We start from the raw sequence: 18961 nt of genomic DNA, 5'->3' as shown, positions 1-18961 counted from the left end.
GTCCAATGATAAACCAAATGAATGCAAGTGGAGCCATGAAGCGAATCCATTTTCCATAAGAAATGCCGCTCGCTGCGAGAACGCCCATTAAAACACCGGAAGTTGGATTGAGGCAGTTCACTACACCTTCTCCAAGCATAACAGCCTGTACTGTAACTTGGCGTGTAATATGCATGAAATCGGCTAATGGAGCTAATATCGGAATGAAAATAACAGATTCTCCTGTCCCGGATGAAATGAGGAAATGTAATGCGGCACTACTTACATACATGCCGAGAACGCCAAATACAGGGCTATGTCCTTCGAGAGACTGTGCGAGTTGATTAACGATTGTATCAAGTAATTTGCCTTGTTCTAAAATGACTGAAATACAACGAGCCATTCCGACGATCAAAGCACCGTATATGAGATTTTGGCAGCCTGCTAGAAAAGTAGAAGCGATATCGTTTGCTTTCATACCACCTATTATTCCCGCTGTAATTGCTATGAATATAAAAGTAGCGGTCATTTCTGCGTCCGTCCAATGTAGACGARAAGCGCCTATTAAAAATGCAATTAATGATAAAGCTGAAACGAGTAAAATTAATTTATGACGTATTGTCCAAGGAACTTCTGTTTTCTCTGTTTCTTTCTCACTTGAAAGAGCATTACTTGGAAACCAGTTATCTCCGAGTATGCTTCCTTTATTCGATTTTTTTAAGCGTTTTACATACCAATTAATATACAAAATGGTAGCAATTAAAAAAGAGATATAAATTGCCGTACGTAAACCAATTCCTGAAAACATCGGGAGTTCTGCGATTTTTTGTGAAATGCCTAAAGGTGAGGGAGATAAAATAGTAGCATTAAAACCAGCATAAGTGCCTAAATAAATAATTGCTACGCCGACGATAGCGTCCCATTTTAATGTGCGTGCAACGATGATGCCGATGGGGATAAAGCCGATAACTGAGTTCACGATAATACCAGTCGTTCCGAGAATAGAAAAGAGTGCGGCGACAATACAAATGAAAAGTAATTGCTGATTCCGAAATTTGTTAATTACATGATAGATTAAACCGTCAAGAGCACCTGTTTTTTCAAGAATTGCAATGGCTCCACCTGTAAATAAAATTAAGAAGATGATAGGAGCAGCAAGTGTCATTCCTTTTTCAATAGCGGTAAAAAAAGAAACAAACCCTACCGGCGATTGTGGAACAGAATGATAACTTCCTGGTATTGTCGTTGTAACAGTACCGTTTGTGACTCTTTTAAATTCTCCAGCAGGAACGAAATATGTAGCTATTGCACAAAGTAAAGCAATAAAAAATAGTAGTACGTACGCGTCAGGCATTTTAAACTTTCGTTTACTWGGCTGTTTTTTTGCCTCGGTCTGTAATTGCATAAAACCCCTCCTTTTYCACTTGGTTAATTTTTAATATTCYGAAATTTATCYGTGRAATAGATTATAATAAAGGTGGCTTCTTAAGGCAATAGTTTTTCTGTCCTTTTCTTACACATACAAATTGTTGCAACATTAGACAGGGAAACGAAAAAAATCCAAGAATATGTAATATAAAAGGAAAAGAAAAGAGGGAAAGAGATGTGGAAAACTACGGATCTATGTGATGAATTTGAAAAGGAATTACAAATATGTCGCCAGTCTTTTCAATCTTATGGGAAGAAAGAACAATTCTATGGAAAAATCGCAACGGTAAAAGTGAAGGATGATAATGTACTAGTAAAAGAGGGGTTACAAACACTGCCAGAAGGAACAGTATTAGTTGTTGATAGCGGAGCTTCTAAAAATTGCGCGTTACTCGGTGATAATTTAGCAGCTATTGCGGAAGARAGAAATTTGGCAGGAATTATTGTAAATGGRTATGTTCGTGATTCTAGTGAATTAAAAAATATTAATATTGGTATTTTAGCGTTAGGGACGATGCCAAATAGAAGTGTAAAAGAAGGAAAAGGAGAGCGAAATATTTCATTGCAATTTGGTGAAGTCGAATGGAAACCGAATGAATATGTTTATGTAGATGAAGATGGAATTATAGTTAGTGATAAAAGCTTACATAGTGAGGGTAACTAACTGTTACGATTTATTTAACCAATTATAACTAAAGTTAATTAAATATATCAGTAAGCCCTGCTAGTCAAGTGTCGGAATTAACAGGGTTGCATCCTAGTAGTCTTAGGAGAATGCACAAAAGCTTTGAATTAGCACCTGAAAAGGTGACTGCTGGTGGAACACGCTACTATTCAGAAGAACAAATCTTTCATTATCTAAAAGGGGAGCGCCCAAATAATCGCACAGTAATTGGCTAAAGACCAAACAGATAATTAAGGAGTTGMCTTCTGATGATATTGGCGAAGAAAGTCAGACTGATTCCAACGCCTGAACAAGAAAAAGTGCTTAGAAATCATGCTGGAGCTTCAAGATTCGCTTATAACTAYTGTAAAAGAATGAGTGATAGATACTATAAGCTATTTGGAAAATCTGTWTCACAGTTAGATTTACAGAAACGATTTACAAAGATCAAGAAGMGAAAGAGATATGAGTGGTTAAATGACATCAAYGCACAAGTTCCMAAACAGGCTTCAAAARATTTTGATAAGGCGAGAARAAATTCGTTCRAAAAGTAYAAAAATGGTTATCACACTTCTTATAAATCCAAAAAAGATTTAATTCAAGGATTTTATGCCAATTATGAAAGACTGATTATAGGAAAGAAAGTAGTTGATATTCAGTCTATTGGAGAAGTGAAAACAAGCCAACAACTACCAAGAAACAAAAAACCATCAAATCCAAGAGTTACATTTGATGGTCGTCACTGGTGGATTAGTGTAGGGTTCCAAGAAKMCYTTGAAKCACAAGAACTAACCAATGAGTCGATTGGTGTGGATGTTGGTTTAAAAGAGCTGTTTGTRGCTTCTAATGGTACGAAAGAACGAAATATAAACAAAGATGCYAAGGTTAAAAAACTTTTGAAAAGGAAAAAGTCAGCRCAAAGAGATATGTCTAGGAGATTTAAAAAAGGTGTGAAAATTCAATCTGCCGGATATGAAAAAGCTAAAACTGAGCACCTGCGGTTATCTAGGAAAATTATGAATATCCGAAATAACCATATCCATCAAGCAACAGCTAAMTTGGTGAAAAMCAAACCAATGAGGATTGTTGTGGAAGACTTACTTATCTCAAACCTGCTAAAAAACAAAAAACTATCGAAAGCATTTTCATTTCAAAAATTAAACTTCTTCTTTCAATGTTTATCATACAAGTGCGAGAAGTATGGCATTGAGTATGTAAAAGCTGATAAATGGTTCGCCTCAAGCAAGATTTGCTCATGTTGCGGAGTAAAATACGACCATTCAGTTCAACCAGAAGGACAGTGGAGTTTAAAGATTCGTGAATGGGACTGTGTTGGGTGCAATAGCCATCACGATAGGGATGTAAATGCTTCGATAAATTTATCAAGATGGGTAAAATAAATGCTTGATAATAGGAGGTAACGATACTGCCTCGTGTGGAGTGTTATACCCCTCGTCCCTTCGGGGTTGCGAGAACACGATGAAGCACTAACTTGTATAAATTTGATTGAATTGTATAGATTTAGTTAAGTTTATCGTATCGGCTTAGACATACTGGATTTACTATGTTGCTTATTTTTGGTGGCGTATTTCTACTGCGCTGGTTCATTCATGATGAAATCTTATTAGATCAGCTTATTGGTTTTAGTATAGGAATGGTAATGGTTATTTCATCAGTGTTCATTCAAAAGTATAGTAAAGAATTGCAGGTAAATGAGAAATATTAAAGGTTTCTAACCTCTTTTAAGTAGTTTGGTCGTAGAGGAGGCTTTCATATGACTTTTTTATTTGCGGTATATTTTGTTTTTATTATGACATTGTTAATTACATTTCTTCTTTCTAAAAGATCATTTGAGAAGCCTTTTATTAAATATATACCAGCGTTCATATTGTTTATTTTGGCTTTCATTTCTTCTATTATTTTTATATTTAATAACGGAATGGGAGAGCTTATGATAGCAATCTTCTTAGGTGTTACAGCAATAGCGAACGGTCTTTTGCTTCTTGCATTGAAAGTAGTTCGTGTGATTGTTGCAAAAGGAAAGTAGCGCATCGGAATTCGATGCGCTACTTTTTTATTTACGCTTCTTTTTAATAAATGAAAAGGCTAAAGCTGCAATTAAAATACTGCCTTTAATAATGTCTTGTGCATAATAAGGAACGTTCATCATTGTAAGGCCGTTTAATATGATTCCAATTAATACGGAACCAAGAAATGTTCCGATGACATTTTGTTTCTTAGCACCGAACATTGCGTAACCGATATAGGCGGCTGCAACTGCATCCATTAATAATGGGGCGCCAGCTGAAACTTGTCCTGTTCCAACACGGCTACATAGAATAATACCACCAATAGCTGCAAGTAAACCGCTAATCATATAAGCATATACACGGTAACGATCAGTAGGAATACCAGCTAGTCTAGCAGCTTCTCGATTCCCACCTGTCATATAAAAGAAGCGACCGTACGTTGTTTTTTCTAAAAATACATATGCAATTAAAACGACGATAAGCATGATAATGACAGGGACTGGAATTCCTAACACGGAACCTTGACCGATAAATAAAAAGGATGGAATAAAATGTCCTTTGGCACCAGACATTCCTTCATAAATAGAAGCCCCTTTTGAAAATGTTAAGTGTAGTCCATTAACGATATACATGATACTTAATGTAGCTAGTAAATCTGGTAGTTTAATTCGGATAACGAGTAATGCATTAAATAATCCAACTAATAGACCACAAAGAATAGGAATAAGGAGTGTGACTAATAGTTCTTGTCGATATAAAACGAGACAGGAAGCAGCTGCAATTGTTGCTAAACTAGCGGTAGAGCCGACTGATAAATCAAATCCATCTACAATTAATGTAAAGGTAACACCAATTGCAAGTAACGTTACAATAGAAATAGAACGTAAAATATCACTAATATTGTTRTAGGTTAAAAAAGAATCGTTKRCGATAGAGAAAAAAATTGTAACTCCAATAATGATAGCGATCGTGCTAAATTGATAAAAAAGATGAGTAGGTAAATATAGTTTCTTAGTTTTCGTTTTATGAATGAGATTCAATGKAATAGCTCCCTTCAGATAAATGTAAAAGCTGTTCAGGAGACAGATCACTCGGCAAGTATTCACCTACAAATTTGCCGTTTGCTAGTATAAGAATACGATCGGCGATATGTAACGCTTCATCTTGTTCTCCTGTGAAATAAATTACGGAACTTCCGTTATCTGTAATGTTACGAATGAATTGGAAAATATCTTGTTTTGCAGCTATGTCTACCCCTTTAGTTGGCTCGTCCAAAAGAAATAGATTAGGTTTGAATCCATCCCATTTTGCAATCGAGACTTTTTGTTGGTTTCCTCCGCTAAGTGAATGAATAAATGCTTTTGGATCATTCGGTGAAATGCTGAAAGCGGTAATTGCCGCAGTAGCATTATTTAATTCGGTTTGTTTTCGTCTCCAACCTGATTGGTGTAAATTTGTGTGACTTATAATATTTTCCGAAAGAAATAAGCCTTGTTTTCTTCTTTCTTCTGGTACAAGTGCGATTTTAGCTTTAATCGCATCTCGTGGTGTTTTAATCGTTATATTTTGACCGTCTATTTCTGCGTGATAAGTATGACGAGCACCAAATAAAGTTTCAGCAAGTGTTGTTTTACCGCTTCCAATTAATCCGTATATCACAACAGTTTCACCTTTCCGTATGGTGRGAGAAAGGGGAGAATGGTCCTTGTGTAATTGAAGTTCTTGTACTTTCAATAATTCTTCGTTTCCGCGTTTTGGTGCTGTATTAATAGGAAGTGTTAGTTGTTTTCCAGTCATTGCTTCCACAATTTGTTGACCTGTAATCTTTGTAATAGCTTCAGAAAGTGCAACTTTACCGTTATGTAATACAGTTACATCATCCGCGAAATTTCGAATCTCTGATAAACGATGAGAAATTAGGATGATGCCAATTCCTTTTGATGTTAAATCTTTTAATAATTTCCCAAAGGTTTCAACTTCTTTTGGTCCAAGAGAAGAAGTAGGCTCATCTAATAAAAGATAATTTGTATTGTTAGATAAAGCTCTTGCGATAAGAAGTAATTGTTTTTCATGTAATGAGCAGTTTGAAACATCTTCCGAAACATTTAAATCGACCTGTACAGYTTGCAARTRTTGTTTAGCGAGYRCSACTAATTTTGATTTTGAAAATAGTRCTTTATTTTGCATTGCTAAATGATCGATTAGTACATTTTCTAATAYAGATAATCCAGGAATAAGWCCGTRATCCACTTCTTGTGTYACGAAAGAAATACCATGYTTTTTTGCAACACGTGGAGAAGCCAGCGATTTTCTTGTATAAGAAACGCACTTGAACTTTACCGACTTCAGCTGGATCGGTTGCAGCCGTAGCAGTCCAAGGTGAATTTTCTTTTTGCATGAGTTGTAAATCTTCATTACTTAAGTCAATGCTGTATACTTTTATATCTGTACGACCAGCTTGTTCGAGTGCTTTGACGGCCCCCTTAGCAAACTCATCCCACGAAGCGAAAATAGCTTGTAAATCACCTTTTTTCGGATATTTTTTTAGTAAAGCCTCTACTTGTGTTTGCGTATCAAGTGGTGTGTTATTACTAGCGGTACCAAAGCGTGCAACTTCTTTTATATTTGGATAACGTTTATAAAAAGCATCAATGATAACATTGCGACGTTCCATTGGAGCAAATCCGCCAACCCATACGACGGCGATATTCCCTTGTCCATTCAGATCTTCCGCTAACGTTTTTAATGACTTCCATGCAAGACTATAGTCATCTTGATCAATAATCGTTACGCCTGGTAATCGTAGGTCATTATCAAATGCAACTACAGGAATATTCGCTTGTAATGCTTTTTCTACTCCGGGTTTTAGTGCTTCAGAGCGACCGTGATCAATTARAATACCATCAACTTTTGAATTAATAGCAGTATCTAGATTTGCTGCCATTTTTGCTAAATCATTATCAGAATTGTAGACTTGCACACTGCCGCCGAATAGCTCGACTTGTTTTTTGACACCCTCAATATATTGAGAGGAAAAAGTTCCGATGGACATTTGCATAATTAATGCGATTTTTAATGGSTTTTTTACTTGGCTTGGAATTTCTGTTTGTAAATGATTTGCTGCTGTAGTAGYTTCTTTCTTCACCGTTTGTTGCTTTTGTGAAGAGATAGCATCTTGTTCATTTGTGCAAGCTGTTAATGCGAGTAAGAGAATAATGAGTACGGTGGAACATAATTTTTTCATAAAAAAATCCCTCCTAAATTAAGAAAAGAGAGGAGGGAGTGAAAATAAAAACGTCYTTTCATATAGAAAAGACGTCTTATCATATTACTCTTATCTTTCAACACAATGTGTTGTAAGAATTAGCACCGTGCCCATAAATGGGTCGGTTGCCGGGCTTCGTAGGGCTCATCCCTCCACCTGCTCTTGATAAGACATCGAATATTTAACTATTTCGAATTATTCCATAAGTGTATGCTGTTGTCAAATATTTTTTGTAAATAAAAAATCCCTCACAACGAGGGATTTTAATGTGGTAAGAAAACTAATTGATAAGCGAACAAGATCCCGAATAAATACACAAGTGGGTGAACAGCACGGAATTGTCCTTTTGCCACTTTCATAAGTGGGTATGAAATAAATCCAAGTGCAATACCTGTTGAGATACTTGATGTAAGTGGCATGCTTAAGATTACTAAAAATGCTGGGAATGCTTCATCGAATGTATCCCAATCGATGTGGCGAACTGAGCCCATCATAAGACTACCAACGATAATTAGTGATGGTGCTGTAATAGCTGAAACGCCAGAAACAGCGCTCACTAACGGTCCGAAGAATGCTGCTAATGCAAATAGAACAGCTACTGTAACAGTTGTTAAACCAGTACGACCACCAGCTGCAACACCAGCAGATGATTCAATGTAAGCTGTTGATGGTGTTGTTCCGAACATAGCTCCAATTGTTGCTGAGAATGAGTCAGATAGAAGAGCTCGTCCTGCTTTTGGAAGCTTTCCATCTTTCATAAATCCACCTTGTTGTGCWACRCCAAGTARTGTWCCWGTTGTATCRAATAGTGTAACAAGGAAGAATGAGAACACAACGCCGTATAATCCGTAGTTAATTACATCAGATACAGCAGTAATTGGATTTGAAACGATAATTCCTTCTGGTAATCCAGGCATTGATGTAACGCCGCTTGAGAATGTTAATTGACCTGTGAAGTAAGCAATAATACCAGTTAATAACATTCCGATAAATAGTGCCCCGTTTATATTTAAAGACATAAGGATAATTGTAATTCCAAGGCCAGCTAATGCTAGTAGAACTGGAGCAGAGTGAAGATCGCCAAGCCCAACTAAGTTTGCATCATTTTTTGTAACAATTCCCGTTAAGCGCAAACCGATAAAAGCAATAAAAAGACCGATACCAGCAGTAAGTGCATGTTTTAAGTTTTCAGGAATTACTTCCATTAATTTTGTACGGAATGATGTGAATGATAACAAAATTAAAATCATACCTGCTACGAATACAGCAGAGAATGCAATCGCGAAAGTCATGCCTTCATGAGCTTTTACAACAGAATAAGAGAAGTAAGCATTTAATCCCATACCCGGTGCAATTGCGATTGGTAAGTTTGTAAAGATTGCCATAAATAATGTTCCGACAACAGCAGCGATAATTGTAGCTGTAAATGCTTGTTCAAATGGAACGCCTGCATCCCCAAGGATGACAGGGTTTACGACAATGATATATGCCATTGTTAAAAAGGTAATAATACCTGCCATAATTTCAGTTTTAATAGAAGTTTTATGTTTTGAAAGGTTAAACATATAAACATCCTTTCTTTTTACGAATAATTTCCACAACAGTTATATATAATATTCGTTTTTTATCTATTTTGCAATAGTTTTGCATAAAAACTTTAGAACAACTCATATTTTATGTCTTAAATTCGAATGTTAACCGTAAAATTGCGTGTGAATTGCGGTTTTTTAATGTGTAAGTAGTTTTTATTATTGTGCACATTATAAGGGGAAAGGAGTTGAAGGAAGTTATGCCACAGCAAAAAAACTTTTTAACGATGCCAGCGCAGCATCAAGATAAACAGCCTGGTATTGAATCGTTAATGAATCCTCTTCCAAAGTTTGAAGATCCTAATTATAAAGGAAGCGAAAAGTTAAAAGGAAAGAGTGTATTAATTACAGGGGGAGATAGTGGGATTGGGAGAGCTGTTTCCATCGCTTTTGCAAAAGAGGGAGCAAATATTGCGATTGCTTATTTAGATGAGGACGAAGATGCGAATGAGACGAAACAACTTGTTGAGAAAGAAGGCGTGAATTGTGTATTGCTGCCGGGGGATTTAAGTAATGAGCAACATTGTAAAGATATTGTGGAAGAGACCGCCCGGCAGCTGGGGAGTTTAAATGTTCTTGTGAATAACGTCGCACAGCAATATCCGCAGCAAGGGCTAGAGTATATTACAGCGGAACAGTTAGAAAAAACGTTCCGTATTAATATTTTTTCTTATTTTCATGTTACAAAAGCAGCCCTCTCTCATTTAAAGCAAGGGGATGTAATTATAAACACGGCATCTATCGTTGCGTATGAAGGAAATGAAACGTTGATTGATTATTCTGCAACGAAAGGAGCGATTGTCGCTTTTACAAGATCGCTATCTCAGTCGTTAGTACAAAAGGGAATTCGTGTAAATGGTGTTGCACCAGGCCCAATTTGGACACCGCTTATTCCATCCAGTTTTGATGAGAAAAAAGTATCACAGTTTGGGAGTAATGTTCCTATGCAAAGGCCTGGTCAGCCGTATGAATTAGCGCCTGCATATGTATATTTAGCGTCTAGTGATTCGGCATATGTAACGGGACAGATGATGCATGTAAATGGTGGAGTAATTGTGAATGGATAGTTTTCATTTATAAGAGCAAAGTAAAGTTAATTGTATTTATCCCGCTATTTGCGGGCAGTAAGACTCCTACCTAACAATTCGGTGAATACAAGGAAGTTAGGTGGGAGATAAATGTCCGTAAATGCTCGATTGGTGAAGGCTAATCCTCAGTGGGGATGGACAAAATCCCCAAACGAGTAAAGTTTCACTTTATTATGATGTTAGTGCTAGGGAGGATTTAGATGAAGAAAGTATGGTTTATCGTAATCCTATTTTTCTGCCTGCCAGCTAGCGTTTTTGCTAATACAGATCATTTAATATTAGTTAACCTTACGACGAATCAGCTGTCTTTTTTTGAAGATGGAAACTATACTAAGACATTTCCGATAACGACAGGAAAAGACAGGACCCCGACGCCTGARGGKAATTTTTGTATTATAACTAAATATAAAAATAAAGAATACCATCGTAAAAAAATAGCTGGRGGTGCTCCGAATAAYCCTCTCGGTACGAGGTGGYTAGGTCTAGATAAAAAGGAATATGCAATTCATGGAACAAATCGGGAATGGACGATTGGAAGCAGGGAGTCGAATGGTTGTATTCGCATGCACGATCGGGACATACAATGGTTATACGACAGGGTACAATTACAGACGAAAGTAATTATTTCTCGTTTTCATACGAGTCCCGAATATGAAGCGTATAAGCTTGGTTATCGKGTTGTGAGYTGGAATGGTCGTAAAGTAGAAGAAGAACAAATTGGAATGCTTACGTTAGTAGATCGTGTAAATATATATTGGCAAGAACCAAATGGACAATTGACGAAAGTAAAAACGGTATTGCCAAATGAAAAATATACAGTGTATTCAAAACGAAAAGATGGAACCTATTATATAGGAAACAATTTGTATATTGTAGATGTAACGGGAGAAAAAATTCGTTATGAGCAATTACCTTATTCGATTTTAAGTAACATATATAAAAGGAAATATAATGTTCTATAATAGCTACCGTGTATAGGCGGTAGCTTATTTGTGATGAAGTTTAGTTGGTTTTAATGATTTCATACCAATCGAGCGCCTGTAAATAGTGAGATAAAAAAATTGAAACAGCAACTATTATGTTTTGCTGAATATAATACAGTACAGACTGGGGGGCGGTCACATTATGAAAAGTGAATTTGCATTTAAAATTTTCTTAATCACGACTTGTTTATTTATCGTGTATTTATATGCGTTACTCGTCTTCTCCTTTTATGTTCCATATATCGATTTAATATTGTTCGTTGGATTTATTTGGGCATTTGTTAAAGCGAGGGAAGGGGAGAAGAGTGTATATCGGCGCATTACTTTATGCGGGACGGTCCTTCTCGTTATTTTGTACTTTTTTATGATGCATGATGTTTGGAGGGGAATGTAAAAAAGCATACGACTAATCGTATGCTTTTACATCTACTATTGATGGAAGTGAAGCGATTGCTCCATAGTTTGTACATGTTATGGCACCTACTTTATTTGCGAACGAGACAAACTCGGCTAAATCTGTGAATTTTTGAGGAAGCGTTTGTTCATTTTTTGAAATTTGATATAACATCGCTCCGACGAAAGCATCACCAGCACCAGTTGTATCTACTTGTTTAATGGAAATAGAAGGTACAATGATTTGAGCTTCTTTTGTTGCGAGAAGGGTACCGTCTTTTCCAAGTGTGATAGCTACAACTGTAGCCCCGTAATTTAATAATTTTAGTGCTGATTTTTGTAAATCAGTCTCTTTAGAAAGCATCGTTGCTTCTTCTTGGCTTACTTTTACGAAATGAGCGTGTTTTATAAAGGATAGGCAATCTTGAGAAAATTGTTCTACATCAGTAACAAGTGCATCTCGATAATTTGGATCAAAAGAAATAAAATGATTATTGTCTTTTGCATATTGTAATAGTTGAAAGTATGTTTCTTTTAATGGACTTGCTAATAAGGCCGTTGCTGAACCGAAATGTATTAGATCATTACTTTTTATTTTTGATAAATCGATTTTATTAAAGGTGTATTCGCCATCAGCTCCGCGCATAAAAATAAAATCGCGTTCACCATCTTTATCGATAGATACGAAAGCAAGCGTTGTTTGTTTATCTTTTATGAGCATTGAAGTGTCAACATGAGCACGTTGTAAAGATTGTTCTAGAAAATCACCAAACGGATCATTTCCTACTTGGCCCATAAATGTAGCGTGTCCACCTAATTTTGTAATAGCAGCGGCAACGTTAGCGGGAGCCCCACCAGCTTTCTTTTCGAAATCTGTACCGTCCACTAAAGAAACATTGGAGTTTCGGCAAACGAAATCAATTAATAATTCACCTATACAAAAAATATTTCTCATACAATCCCTCTTTTAAGTTTATATTGTGTAATTGTAAAGTTTAGTTTTGCATCTGAAAAGATGGCGATATGATGTGTAATGTCTTTTCGCGGAAATACTCTAGACGTAAAGACAGTGGAACCATCATATAAGAAAATTTCTACGATGCTATTATCTACAAATATTCTTAGTTCTATCGTATCGCGAATGTCAATTTTTTTACAGCGTTCATATCCATACTCTCCGCCAAATTGGTGATGGAAGTTGCTTCGGTCTATAGAAATAGTCTCTTTCTCGCGGTTAAATGTAATCGGGAAAGACTCCTCTTCATTATGGAAGAGGGAAAGGCCGAATTTGTTCGCATCATCTGTTTTAAGAGTAGCAATTAATTCATATGAGCATTCATGGTCAAGGGCCGCTAATACGTTTAGCCCAGTTGATATGTCACCTGAAATCTCTTTTTTTAGTGTTCTTAGTTTTTTTAGTTCTGAAACTGGTTTTTGTTTTAATATATTATTTTCTAATGCTAGTTCTCGTGGAAGTGTTAAACAATGAGCCCACATATAATCATCAGAAGGATATGTTATTTCGCTTGAACCCGCCCAAGCAAATAAAAGGCGGCGACCAGATTGATCTTCTAAAGTTTGAGGGGCATAAAAATCGAACCCTTTATCAACTTCGTAATACGAATCAATATGGAAATATAAATTTTCAATATCGAAATTTCCAATTGCATATACGACATTATATACATTTTGAAAATTTTCCTCGTCTCTTTCAATTCCTTGAGGTGAAAAGAGCAGCACATCTTTATTCGATAATTGGAAATAATCTGGACATTCCCACATAAATCCGAATTCTTTTAAGTTTGTTTTGATCTCACCTTGGAAAATCCAATTGTATAGGTCTATTGATTTATATAATAATAGTGTCCCCGTTTTATTTTCACGTTGTGCACCAAGCAACATATAGTAAGTATCGTTATTTTTCCATACTTTTGGGTCACGTACATGCTTCGTATATCCATCAGGAATCATATCAATAACAGGATTATTACTATATTTAGTCATCGTATATTGAGAATCCATCGTTACCATACATTGTTTAGCATCCCGAGAATCATCAGGTTTCTTTATATTCCCTGTATATAATAAGTGAAGAAGCCCATCTTTTATAATAGAACCACCAGAATATGCGCCGTGTGACTCATAGCTTTCGGTAGGGATAATGGCTACAGGCATTCGTTCCCAGTTAATAAGATTTTTTGATTTTACATGCCCCCAATGTTTCATTCCGTGAATCGGGCCAAATGGATACCACTGATAAAAAACATGATATTCATCATTGTAGTATGATACACCGTTAGGATCATTCATTAATCCATATGGCGGATGAATATGATAAATCGGTTTCCATAAATCTTGATTTGCAGTTTCATATAAAGAATTTAATTCTTCTTTATTGGATTGCAGTATTGTTTTATATTTTGACATAGGTTTTTACCTCGTTGTTATTTACTTTCTTTATATAAAATGAGAGTGGCAACAAAAGCAGTAATAACTGCAATAGCGAAGCCGATTACATAATGAATCACATTCATCATGCCAAGCGGTGCAACAATTGTAAGCATTGGAATACCTGTTAAACCGTATGCATTGGCTGCGACTTGCATCCAAACAACGTAAGCGCCTCCAATTGCCCCACCAATAGCAGCTGCAATAAATGGTTTACCAAGCTTTAAATTGACACCAAAAATAGCTGGTTCTGTAATTCCTAAAAATGCTGACGCTGCTGCTGGAATTGCGATTTCTTTTGTTTTTTTGTTTTTTGTTTTGAAATAAACTGCTAAAGTAGCTCCGCCTTGGGCGACGTTAGCCATTGACCAAATAGGGAGTAAGAAATTGACACCGATATCTTTATTAGCAAGTAAGCCAGCTTCAATAGCGTGGAAGCTATGGTGTAAGCCAGTAAGAACGATTGTTGAATATAGACCACCGAATATAAGGCCCGCTACTGGTCCTGCAAATTGATAAATAGTATTTAAAAGGTACGTAATACCGTCACCGATTTTATATCCAATTGGTCCGATAATAATAAGTGATAAAAAGCCAGTTATAATAATTGTTAAGAACGGTGTAACTAATAAATCTAAAGAGTTCGGAACTCGTTTGCGGAGTTCTTTTTCAATTGTACTCATAACGTATACGCATAATAAAATAGGTAAAACAGTGCCTTGATAGCCAATCATATCAATATCCATACCGAGGAAATGTAAAACAGTTGGTTTTGCGTTTGCAAGAGTCCAAGGATTCGTTAAGTTTGGGTGAGTTAATATGCCACCAATAACTGCACCTAAGAAAATATTTCCTCCAAATTCCTTAGCTGCACTAACACCGATTAAAATAGGTAAAATAACGAAAGCTGCACTTGAGAACATATCAAGTAATTGGATAAGTGGGTGATCGCCAGGAACTAATTTAAACGCTTTCAACATTCCGAGTAGCCCCATAAGTAAACCACTTGCGACGATAGCTGGAATAATTGGAACGAAAATATTGGATAATGTTTTTGCTAGGCGAGTAATCGGATTCATTTTTTTCTTAGGAAGATCGTTTGATGCCGTAGAATCAAGTTCGGTTATTCCGATTAGTTTTGAAAATTCATCATACACTTTGTTTACTACGCCAGTGCCAAAAATAATTTGGTATTGCTCATTCGTTGCGAAAGCACCTTTAACCCCATCAATATTTTCGATTTCTGACGTGTTTATTTTTGTTTCATCTTTTAGTACAAGACGAAGGCGAGTAGCGCAATGAGTAGCGCGAATAATGTTTTCTGTTCCTCCGATGTTCTGTAAGACTTGAGTTGCAATTTGTTTCATATCCATAAAAATTCCCCCYTGCTATATATTTCGAATTTGTGGAACCGGTTCCGTTTTTGTTTAAAATAAAAAACAGGGACATGATGTGAAAAATCCTGTTTTTAAAATGTGGAACCGGTTTTAATTTTATTATAGAGCGCCTTTAAATTTTGTCAACGCTTTCTTGAATTTTTAATATATAGCGCGAATGTAATGTTTTTGGAATTGTTTTGTTTTCAACAAGCTGCGAAAGAGAAATAGCAGCAAGTTTACCAGCGTACTCATAGTCAAATGCAATTGTCGTTAAGCTAGGGTGTACCATTTCAGAAATATCATAACCGCCGAATCCTGTTACAGAAATATGATTTGGTACAAACAGGTGATTGGAATGAATTACTTTCATTGCTCCAAGAGCGATATTATCTGTAGCACATACGATAATAGTAGGACGGTTATAATCCAAAATATGTTGTACTTGTTTCATTGCATCTGCTGTTTGGAAAGTTGTTTCGTAATAAGATACGGTACAAGTAGGCTCTAAATTTTCAATTGCTTTTTGAAAACCATTTTTTCGATTTACACCAACTGAAATATCATCTCTTGCTACTCCTAAGTAGGCGATATGGCGGTGACCTTGTGATAATACGTATGCTCCTAGTTCATAAGCAGCGTCAAAATCATCGTGAACGAGGCAATATTGATCCTCATATTGTTGACCAACAAATAAAATAGGGGTATTAGAATTAGCGATGATGTGTTTATGTTCTTTAGTTAAAGTCTTCGTTAATAAAATAATGCCAGCTACTTTTTGATTTATAAAGTTTTCCATCGCTTGAATTTCTGTTTCGATTTTTTGATTTGCATTTGCAACAAGCATTTGATAGTTATTTTCCCGTAAAGTATTATCAATCCCAATAAGTGTTTTCGTTGTAGCGAAGGAGTCTAATCGGGGGATAATAACACCAATTAAATTCGTTGTTTTTGCTTTTAAACTTTGCGCAAATGTATTTGGAGAGAAATTTGTTTCTTGAATAATACTTTCAATTTTTTGTTTTGTTTTATCACTTACATATCCACCGTTTAAGTAGCGAGAGACAGTACTTTTTGCAACCCCAGCTAATTTGGCGATATCTGCAATTGTTTTAGCCATAATATTCCACCTTCGTATTCATAAAAAAATGTTAACTTTATTATAGGGAGAATTAAAGGTTACGTAAACAAGAAGAGAGGAAGAAAAAAACACCTCACGTAAATGAGGTGGAATAATTGTTAATATTTTGGCTTGAATGTATGACAACACGTTTCTACACTCGTTGTTACAGAACTTTCTAGCGTCTCGTTTGTGAAAGTTGCACTGGTATACGAATTATTTTCAGATTGACCAGCTTCTTGTGCATCCGGTTGAACAACGATTGCACTTGCTTGACAAAAGTTACCTTGTCCCCAAAATGAGCAATTGGAAACAGAGCATTTTACTTCAGGCATAAAACCCCCTCCTTATACATTAGTGTGGGATTTTACGCCCATTTCATGTGTAGAAGGAGTTTCCTTTTCTCATTATTTTTTCGTTTGCTCAAGCCATTCTTTTAATTTGTCTTTCGATTGTTCGCCGCTAATACGGCTCACTTCTTTACCATCTTTAAAATGAATGATTGTTGGAGTKCCTTTAATTTTATATTCATCCCAAGGAGCATCTAATTTTTCAATATCCATAACTTTCATATCAAAATTCAAGTCTTTAGCCATCGGTACTACGATAGGAGATAATTTTTGGCAATGAACACAAGATGTTTGATAAAAGTATACTGTTTCTTCTTTTTTCTCTTTTAAATTCTTTTGGAGATCTGAAAGAGAAATTTTGTTTGTGTAGTAGTCAGGACCATCTGATTGACTAGTAGCATTATCAATTTTTTGGCTCGTTGAAGCATTTTTTTCTTCCATTTGTGTCACAGCGAAAATTGCTGCAAATAAGACGATAATAATACCGCCAAATATAAGCATTTTTTTCATTCTKTCATCTCCTTATTTGTTTTTWATTACRATRAAGCTRCAAAYAGCGATTGTGATAAAGCCGATAAGAGCTAAAAACGGGATTGTCACAAAGCCGAACCAATTTATGTATTCTCCCGTACAAGGTACGCGTCCGCAAGCTGCTCCTGCAGCTGATAGTGCTGAAACTTTTTGAATTGTATAATGATATAAAGAAATACAAGCACCAATACTTGCAATTGGTAAGGAATAACTTGCAATACGATAATCTTTTTTTACTACAGCAATGCCGAGCCATAAAACGAATGGATACATAAAAATACGTTGATACCAGCAAAGGACACAAGGCTCAAATTTCATGATTTCGGAAAAGTATAGGCTACCTAGCGTAGCAATAAAAGAAGCTCCCCATGCAGTAAATAAAGCATACTCTTGCTTTTTTTCTCGTCCCATATTTTATACCTCACTTATAATAGTTACATACTAAATTATAGTATGAAGTAGCACAGAAAAGAAAGAGAAAATATGTTTATCAATAAAAGTTTTGTAAAAGGAAACTTTTATTGATATAAAAATGTTCAAAAAAGCGCCATTCTCTAAGAGAGAATAGCGCTATATTTTACATTTGAATTTGCTCTACTACGTCTTCTACATGTGACTTCTGGGATGCATGGTCAATATATTGAAATAGGAGCTGCAATTGTTTGTCAACTTCTGGCAATTCTTTACTGTATTGATAAGCGTGTAAAAAGTGTTCAATACGCTTAGAGAATAGTTGATCATTCGTTTGAACCATTAAAACGAGTAGTTTATCCCAATTACAGCAATACGTGTAATAGAGAGCTTTGTCATAGTCGTTATATGTTTGCACTGTGTACCCTCCTTACTGAGGAGTTATATATAGTGTGTGACAAGTAAGGAGAAATACACTTGAAAGAATTTGTTAAGAAAAAAGTGAATGAAAAGAAAAAAACGAGGGATTTCCTCGTTTTTAAGCTTTTGGCATTGGCGTAGGTGTTGGCTTGCCATACCCTTCTTTGTATTTATTATCAATGTAGTTGCGAATTTCAAGCGTTGATTTTCCTTTTTGTTTCATCGAAGCAGATTCAACTGCGATTTCTAAGCAATTTACACAAGTCGTTGCATGGGAATCCCAAACAACTTCACCATTCTTTTTGATTTCACGAATAAAGCAATTTTTATTATTTTTATGTCCTACACTTTCACCACACCCGCAGTAACAAGGAATCCAATCTAATAGTTCAGCGTTTTGTCCTGCGACAGTGTAGATRTCTTTCATTTGYGGATCAAGCTTGTCTAGRAAGGYMGGRAGTGTGTCGACTCCTTTTGTCTTTTCTTGAATGTCAGCYTGCTGAGTATGTGATGCRTGRTCATGYTCTTCTTTTGATTCAGATGATTTTTTTTCATTTGTACYAGTRCTYCCGCATCCAGCAAGAATTARRCTCAGTACTGCAAGTAAAGAAAATACATAYTTYTTCATACGCTTGTCCCCTTTACAAATGTATTAACCAAATTGTATCAAATATCATGGTGTGTCGGGTGAAGATTCTTTCGACTGATTTTTGAAGCGCCATCGTAGTGAATGGAATAGAAATAAGATTGGGATATAAGCGTATACAATATATAAACCTGCTTGAGACAGTACTGTATTTAATGTATTGATACTTTCGCGGTTTGTGAAAAATAAGGATGAAATAAATATAGTTGCGATAAAAAATGGCAGTGCAATGTTAAATGG

21 protein-coding genes, 2 pseudogenes and 1 riboswitch are annotated in these 18961 nt (G+C 35.8%); of the genes and pseudogenes, 8 read left to right on the top strand and 15 right to left on the bottom strand.

What is annotated here, in order from left to right:
• On the bottom strand, positions 1-1384 hold a 1384-nt coding region (locus tag AC1DJR_RS05435; protein ID WP_477002172.1), incomplete at its 3' end, for a YfcC family protein.
• Positions 1385-1582: 198 nt separating this feature from the next.
• Here AC1DJR_RS05435 and rraA point away from each other — a divergent pair.
• The 5 genes and pseudogenes from rraA to AC1DJR_RS05410 all read left to right on the top strand — a co-directional run bounded on the left by rraA (position 1583) and on the right by AC1DJR_RS05410 (position 4118).
• Positions 1583-2071, top strand: a complete 489-nt coding sequence (gene rraA / locus AC1DJR_RS05430) for a ribonuclease E activity regulator RraA (RefSeq protein WP_060750693.1) — start codon at positions 1583-1585, stop codon at positions 2069-2071.
• Between the two features lie 44 nt (positions 2072-2115).
• Positions 2116-2304 (top strand): annotated as a pseudogene (locus AC1DJR_RS05425) (MerR family transcriptional regulator); the annotation flags it as partial.
• Positions 2305-2340: 36 nt separating this feature from the next.
• On the top strand, positions 2341-3471 hold the full coding sequence (locus tag AC1DJR_RS05420) for an RNA-guided endonuclease InsQ/TnpB family protein (protein WP_477002171.1): 1131 nt from the start codon (positions 2341-2343) through the stop codon (positions 3469-3471).
• Positions 3472-3635: 164 nt separating this feature from the next.
• Positions 3636-3797 (top strand): hypothetical protein, encoded by a 162-nt coding sequence (locus AC1DJR_RS05415; protein WP_429692703.1) that lies wholly within the window; start codon positions 3636-3638, stop codon positions 3795-3797.
• Between the two features lie 48 nt (positions 3798-3845).
• Positions 3846-4118 carry a sugar ABC transporter ATPase gene (locus AC1DJR_RS05410; protein WP_429687669.1) on the top strand — a complete coding sequence of 91 codons (273 nt, stop codon included), beginning with the start codon at positions 3846-3848 and terminating at the stop codon, positions 4116-4118.
• Positions 4119-4145: 27 nt separating this feature from the next.
• Here the strand turns inward: AC1DJR_RS05410 and AC1DJR_RS05405 are convergent, their stop codons facing one another.
• The 4 genes from AC1DJR_RS05405 to AC1DJR_RS05390 all read right to left on the bottom strand — a co-directional run bounded on the left by AC1DJR_RS05405 (position 4146) and on the right by AC1DJR_RS05390 (position 8931).
• Positions 4146-5141: an ABC transporter permease gene (locus tag AC1DJR_RS05405; protein ID WP_477002170.1), complete on the bottom strand. Its 996-nt coding sequence runs from the start codon at positions 5139-5141 to the stop codon at positions 4146-4148.
• Positions 5125-6351, bottom strand: a complete 1227-nt coding sequence (locus tag AC1DJR_RS05400; RefSeq protein WP_477002169.1) for an ATP-binding cassette domain-containing protein — start codon at positions 6349-6351, stop codon at positions 5125-5127. The genes AC1DJR_RS05405 and AC1DJR_RS05400 overlap by 17 nt, the downstream gene beginning before the upstream one ends.
• Positions 6278-7345: a sugar ABC transporter substrate-binding protein gene (locus tag AC1DJR_RS05395; protein WP_477002168.1), complete on the bottom strand. Its 1068-nt coding sequence runs from the start codon at positions 7343-7345 to the stop codon at positions 6278-6280. The genes AC1DJR_RS05400 and AC1DJR_RS05395 overlap by 74 nt, the downstream gene beginning before the upstream one ends.
• A gap of 87 nt (positions 7346-7432) precedes the next feature.
• Positions 7433-7538: riboswitch (SAM riboswitch) on the bottom strand.
• 91 nt (positions 7539-7629) lie between these two features.
• The gene (locus tag AC1DJR_RS05390) at positions 7630-8931 is read right to left on the bottom strand and encodes an NCS2 family permease (RefSeq protein WP_002029878.1); all 1302 of its coding nucleotides are present in this window, start codon (positions 8929-8931) and stop codon (positions 7630-7632) included.
• A 224-nt stretch (positions 8932-9155) separates the two neighbouring features.
• Here AC1DJR_RS05390 and AC1DJR_RS05385 point away from each other — a divergent pair, with 224 nt between their 5' ends.
• The 3 genes from AC1DJR_RS05385 (at position 9156) to AC1DJR_RS05375 (ending at position 11420) form a co-directional block, all read left to right on the top strand.
• Positions 9156-10022: an SDR family oxidoreductase gene (locus AC1DJR_RS05385; RefSeq protein WP_060750054.1), complete on the top strand. Its 867-nt coding sequence runs from the start codon at positions 9156-9158 to the stop codon at positions 10020-10022.
• A 221-nt stretch (positions 10023-10243) separates the two neighbouring features.
• Complete coding sequence (locus tag AC1DJR_RS05380) at positions 10244-11005, top strand: L,D-transpeptidase (protein ID WP_429687672.1); 762 nt, start codon at positions 10244-10246, stop codon at positions 11003-11005.
• 163 nt (positions 11006-11168) lie between these two features.
• The gene (locus tag AC1DJR_RS05375; protein ID WP_002029881.1) at positions 11169-11420 is read left to right on the top strand and encodes a hypothetical protein; all 252 of its coding nucleotides are present in this window, start codon (positions 11169-11171) and stop codon (positions 11418-11420) included.
• 12 nt (positions 11421-11432) lie between these two features.
• Here AC1DJR_RS05375 and AC1DJR_RS05370 read toward each other — a convergent pair whose 3' ends face one another.
• The 10 genes and pseudogenes from AC1DJR_RS05370 to AC1DJR_RS05325 form a co-directional block, all read right to left on the bottom strand.
• Positions 11433-12374 (bottom strand): carbohydrate kinase family protein, encoded by a 942-nt coding sequence (locus AC1DJR_RS05370; protein ID WP_429687673.1) that lies wholly within the window; start codon positions 12372-12374, stop codon positions 11433-11435.
• Positions 12371-13846: a glycoside hydrolase family 32 protein gene (locus AC1DJR_RS05365; RefSeq protein WP_429687674.1), complete on the bottom strand. Its 1476-nt coding sequence runs from the start codon at positions 13844-13846 to the stop codon at positions 12371-12373. Before AC1DJR_RS05365 ends, AC1DJR_RS05370 begins: the two co-directional genes overlap by 4 nt.
• A gap of 17 nt (positions 13847-13863) precedes the next feature.
• A complete protein-coding gene (locus AC1DJR_RS05360) occupies positions 13864-15240 on the bottom strand; it encodes a sucrose-specific PTS transporter subunit IIBC (protein ID WP_429687675.1) in 1377 nt (458 codons plus the stop codon).
• A gap of 136 nt (positions 15241-15376) precedes the next feature.
• Positions 15377-16363: a LacI family DNA-binding transcriptional regulator gene (locus AC1DJR_RS05355; protein WP_429687676.1), complete on the bottom strand. Its 987-nt coding sequence runs from the start codon at positions 16361-16363 to the stop codon at positions 15377-15379.
• Positions 16364-16482: 119 nt separating this feature from the next.
• Positions 16483-16698: a DUF1540 domain-containing protein gene (locus AC1DJR_RS05350; protein WP_429687677.1), complete on the bottom strand. Its 216-nt coding sequence runs from the start codon at positions 16696-16698 to the stop codon at positions 16483-16485.
• A gap of 72 nt (positions 16699-16770) precedes the next feature.
• On the bottom strand, positions 16771-17223 hold the full coding sequence (locus AC1DJR_RS05345; protein ID WP_429687678.1) for a thioredoxin family protein: 453 nt from the start codon (positions 17221-17223) through the stop codon (positions 16771-16773).
• 12 nt (positions 17224-17235) lie between these two features.
• On the bottom strand, positions 17236-17655 hold the full coding sequence (locus AC1DJR_RS05340) for a disulfide formation protein C (protein ID WP_477002167.1): 420 nt from the start codon (positions 17653-17655) through the stop codon (positions 17236-17238).
• 166 nt (positions 17656-17821) lie between these two features.
• On the bottom strand, positions 17822-18073 hold the full coding sequence (locus tag AC1DJR_RS05335) for a YhdB family protein (RefSeq protein WP_429687679.1): 252 nt from the start codon (positions 18071-18073) through the stop codon (positions 17822-17824).
• A gap of 120 nt (positions 18074-18193) precedes the next feature.
• Positions 18194-18703 carry a PCYCGC domain-containing protein gene (locus AC1DJR_RS05330; RefSeq protein WP_477002166.1) on the bottom strand — a complete coding sequence of 170 codons (510 nt, stop codon included), beginning with the start codon at positions 18701-18703 and terminating at the stop codon, positions 18194-18196.
• 45 nt (positions 18704-18748) lie between these two features.
• Positions 18749-18961, bottom strand: a pseudogene (locus AC1DJR_RS05325) (spore gernimation protein GerB); the annotation flags it as partial.

The sequence above is a fragment of the Bacillus sp. 05T31 genome (assembly GCF_056396725.1).
Note: the sequence above shows the minus strand (reverse complement) of the source record. Positions and strands in the feature narration are given on the sequence as shown.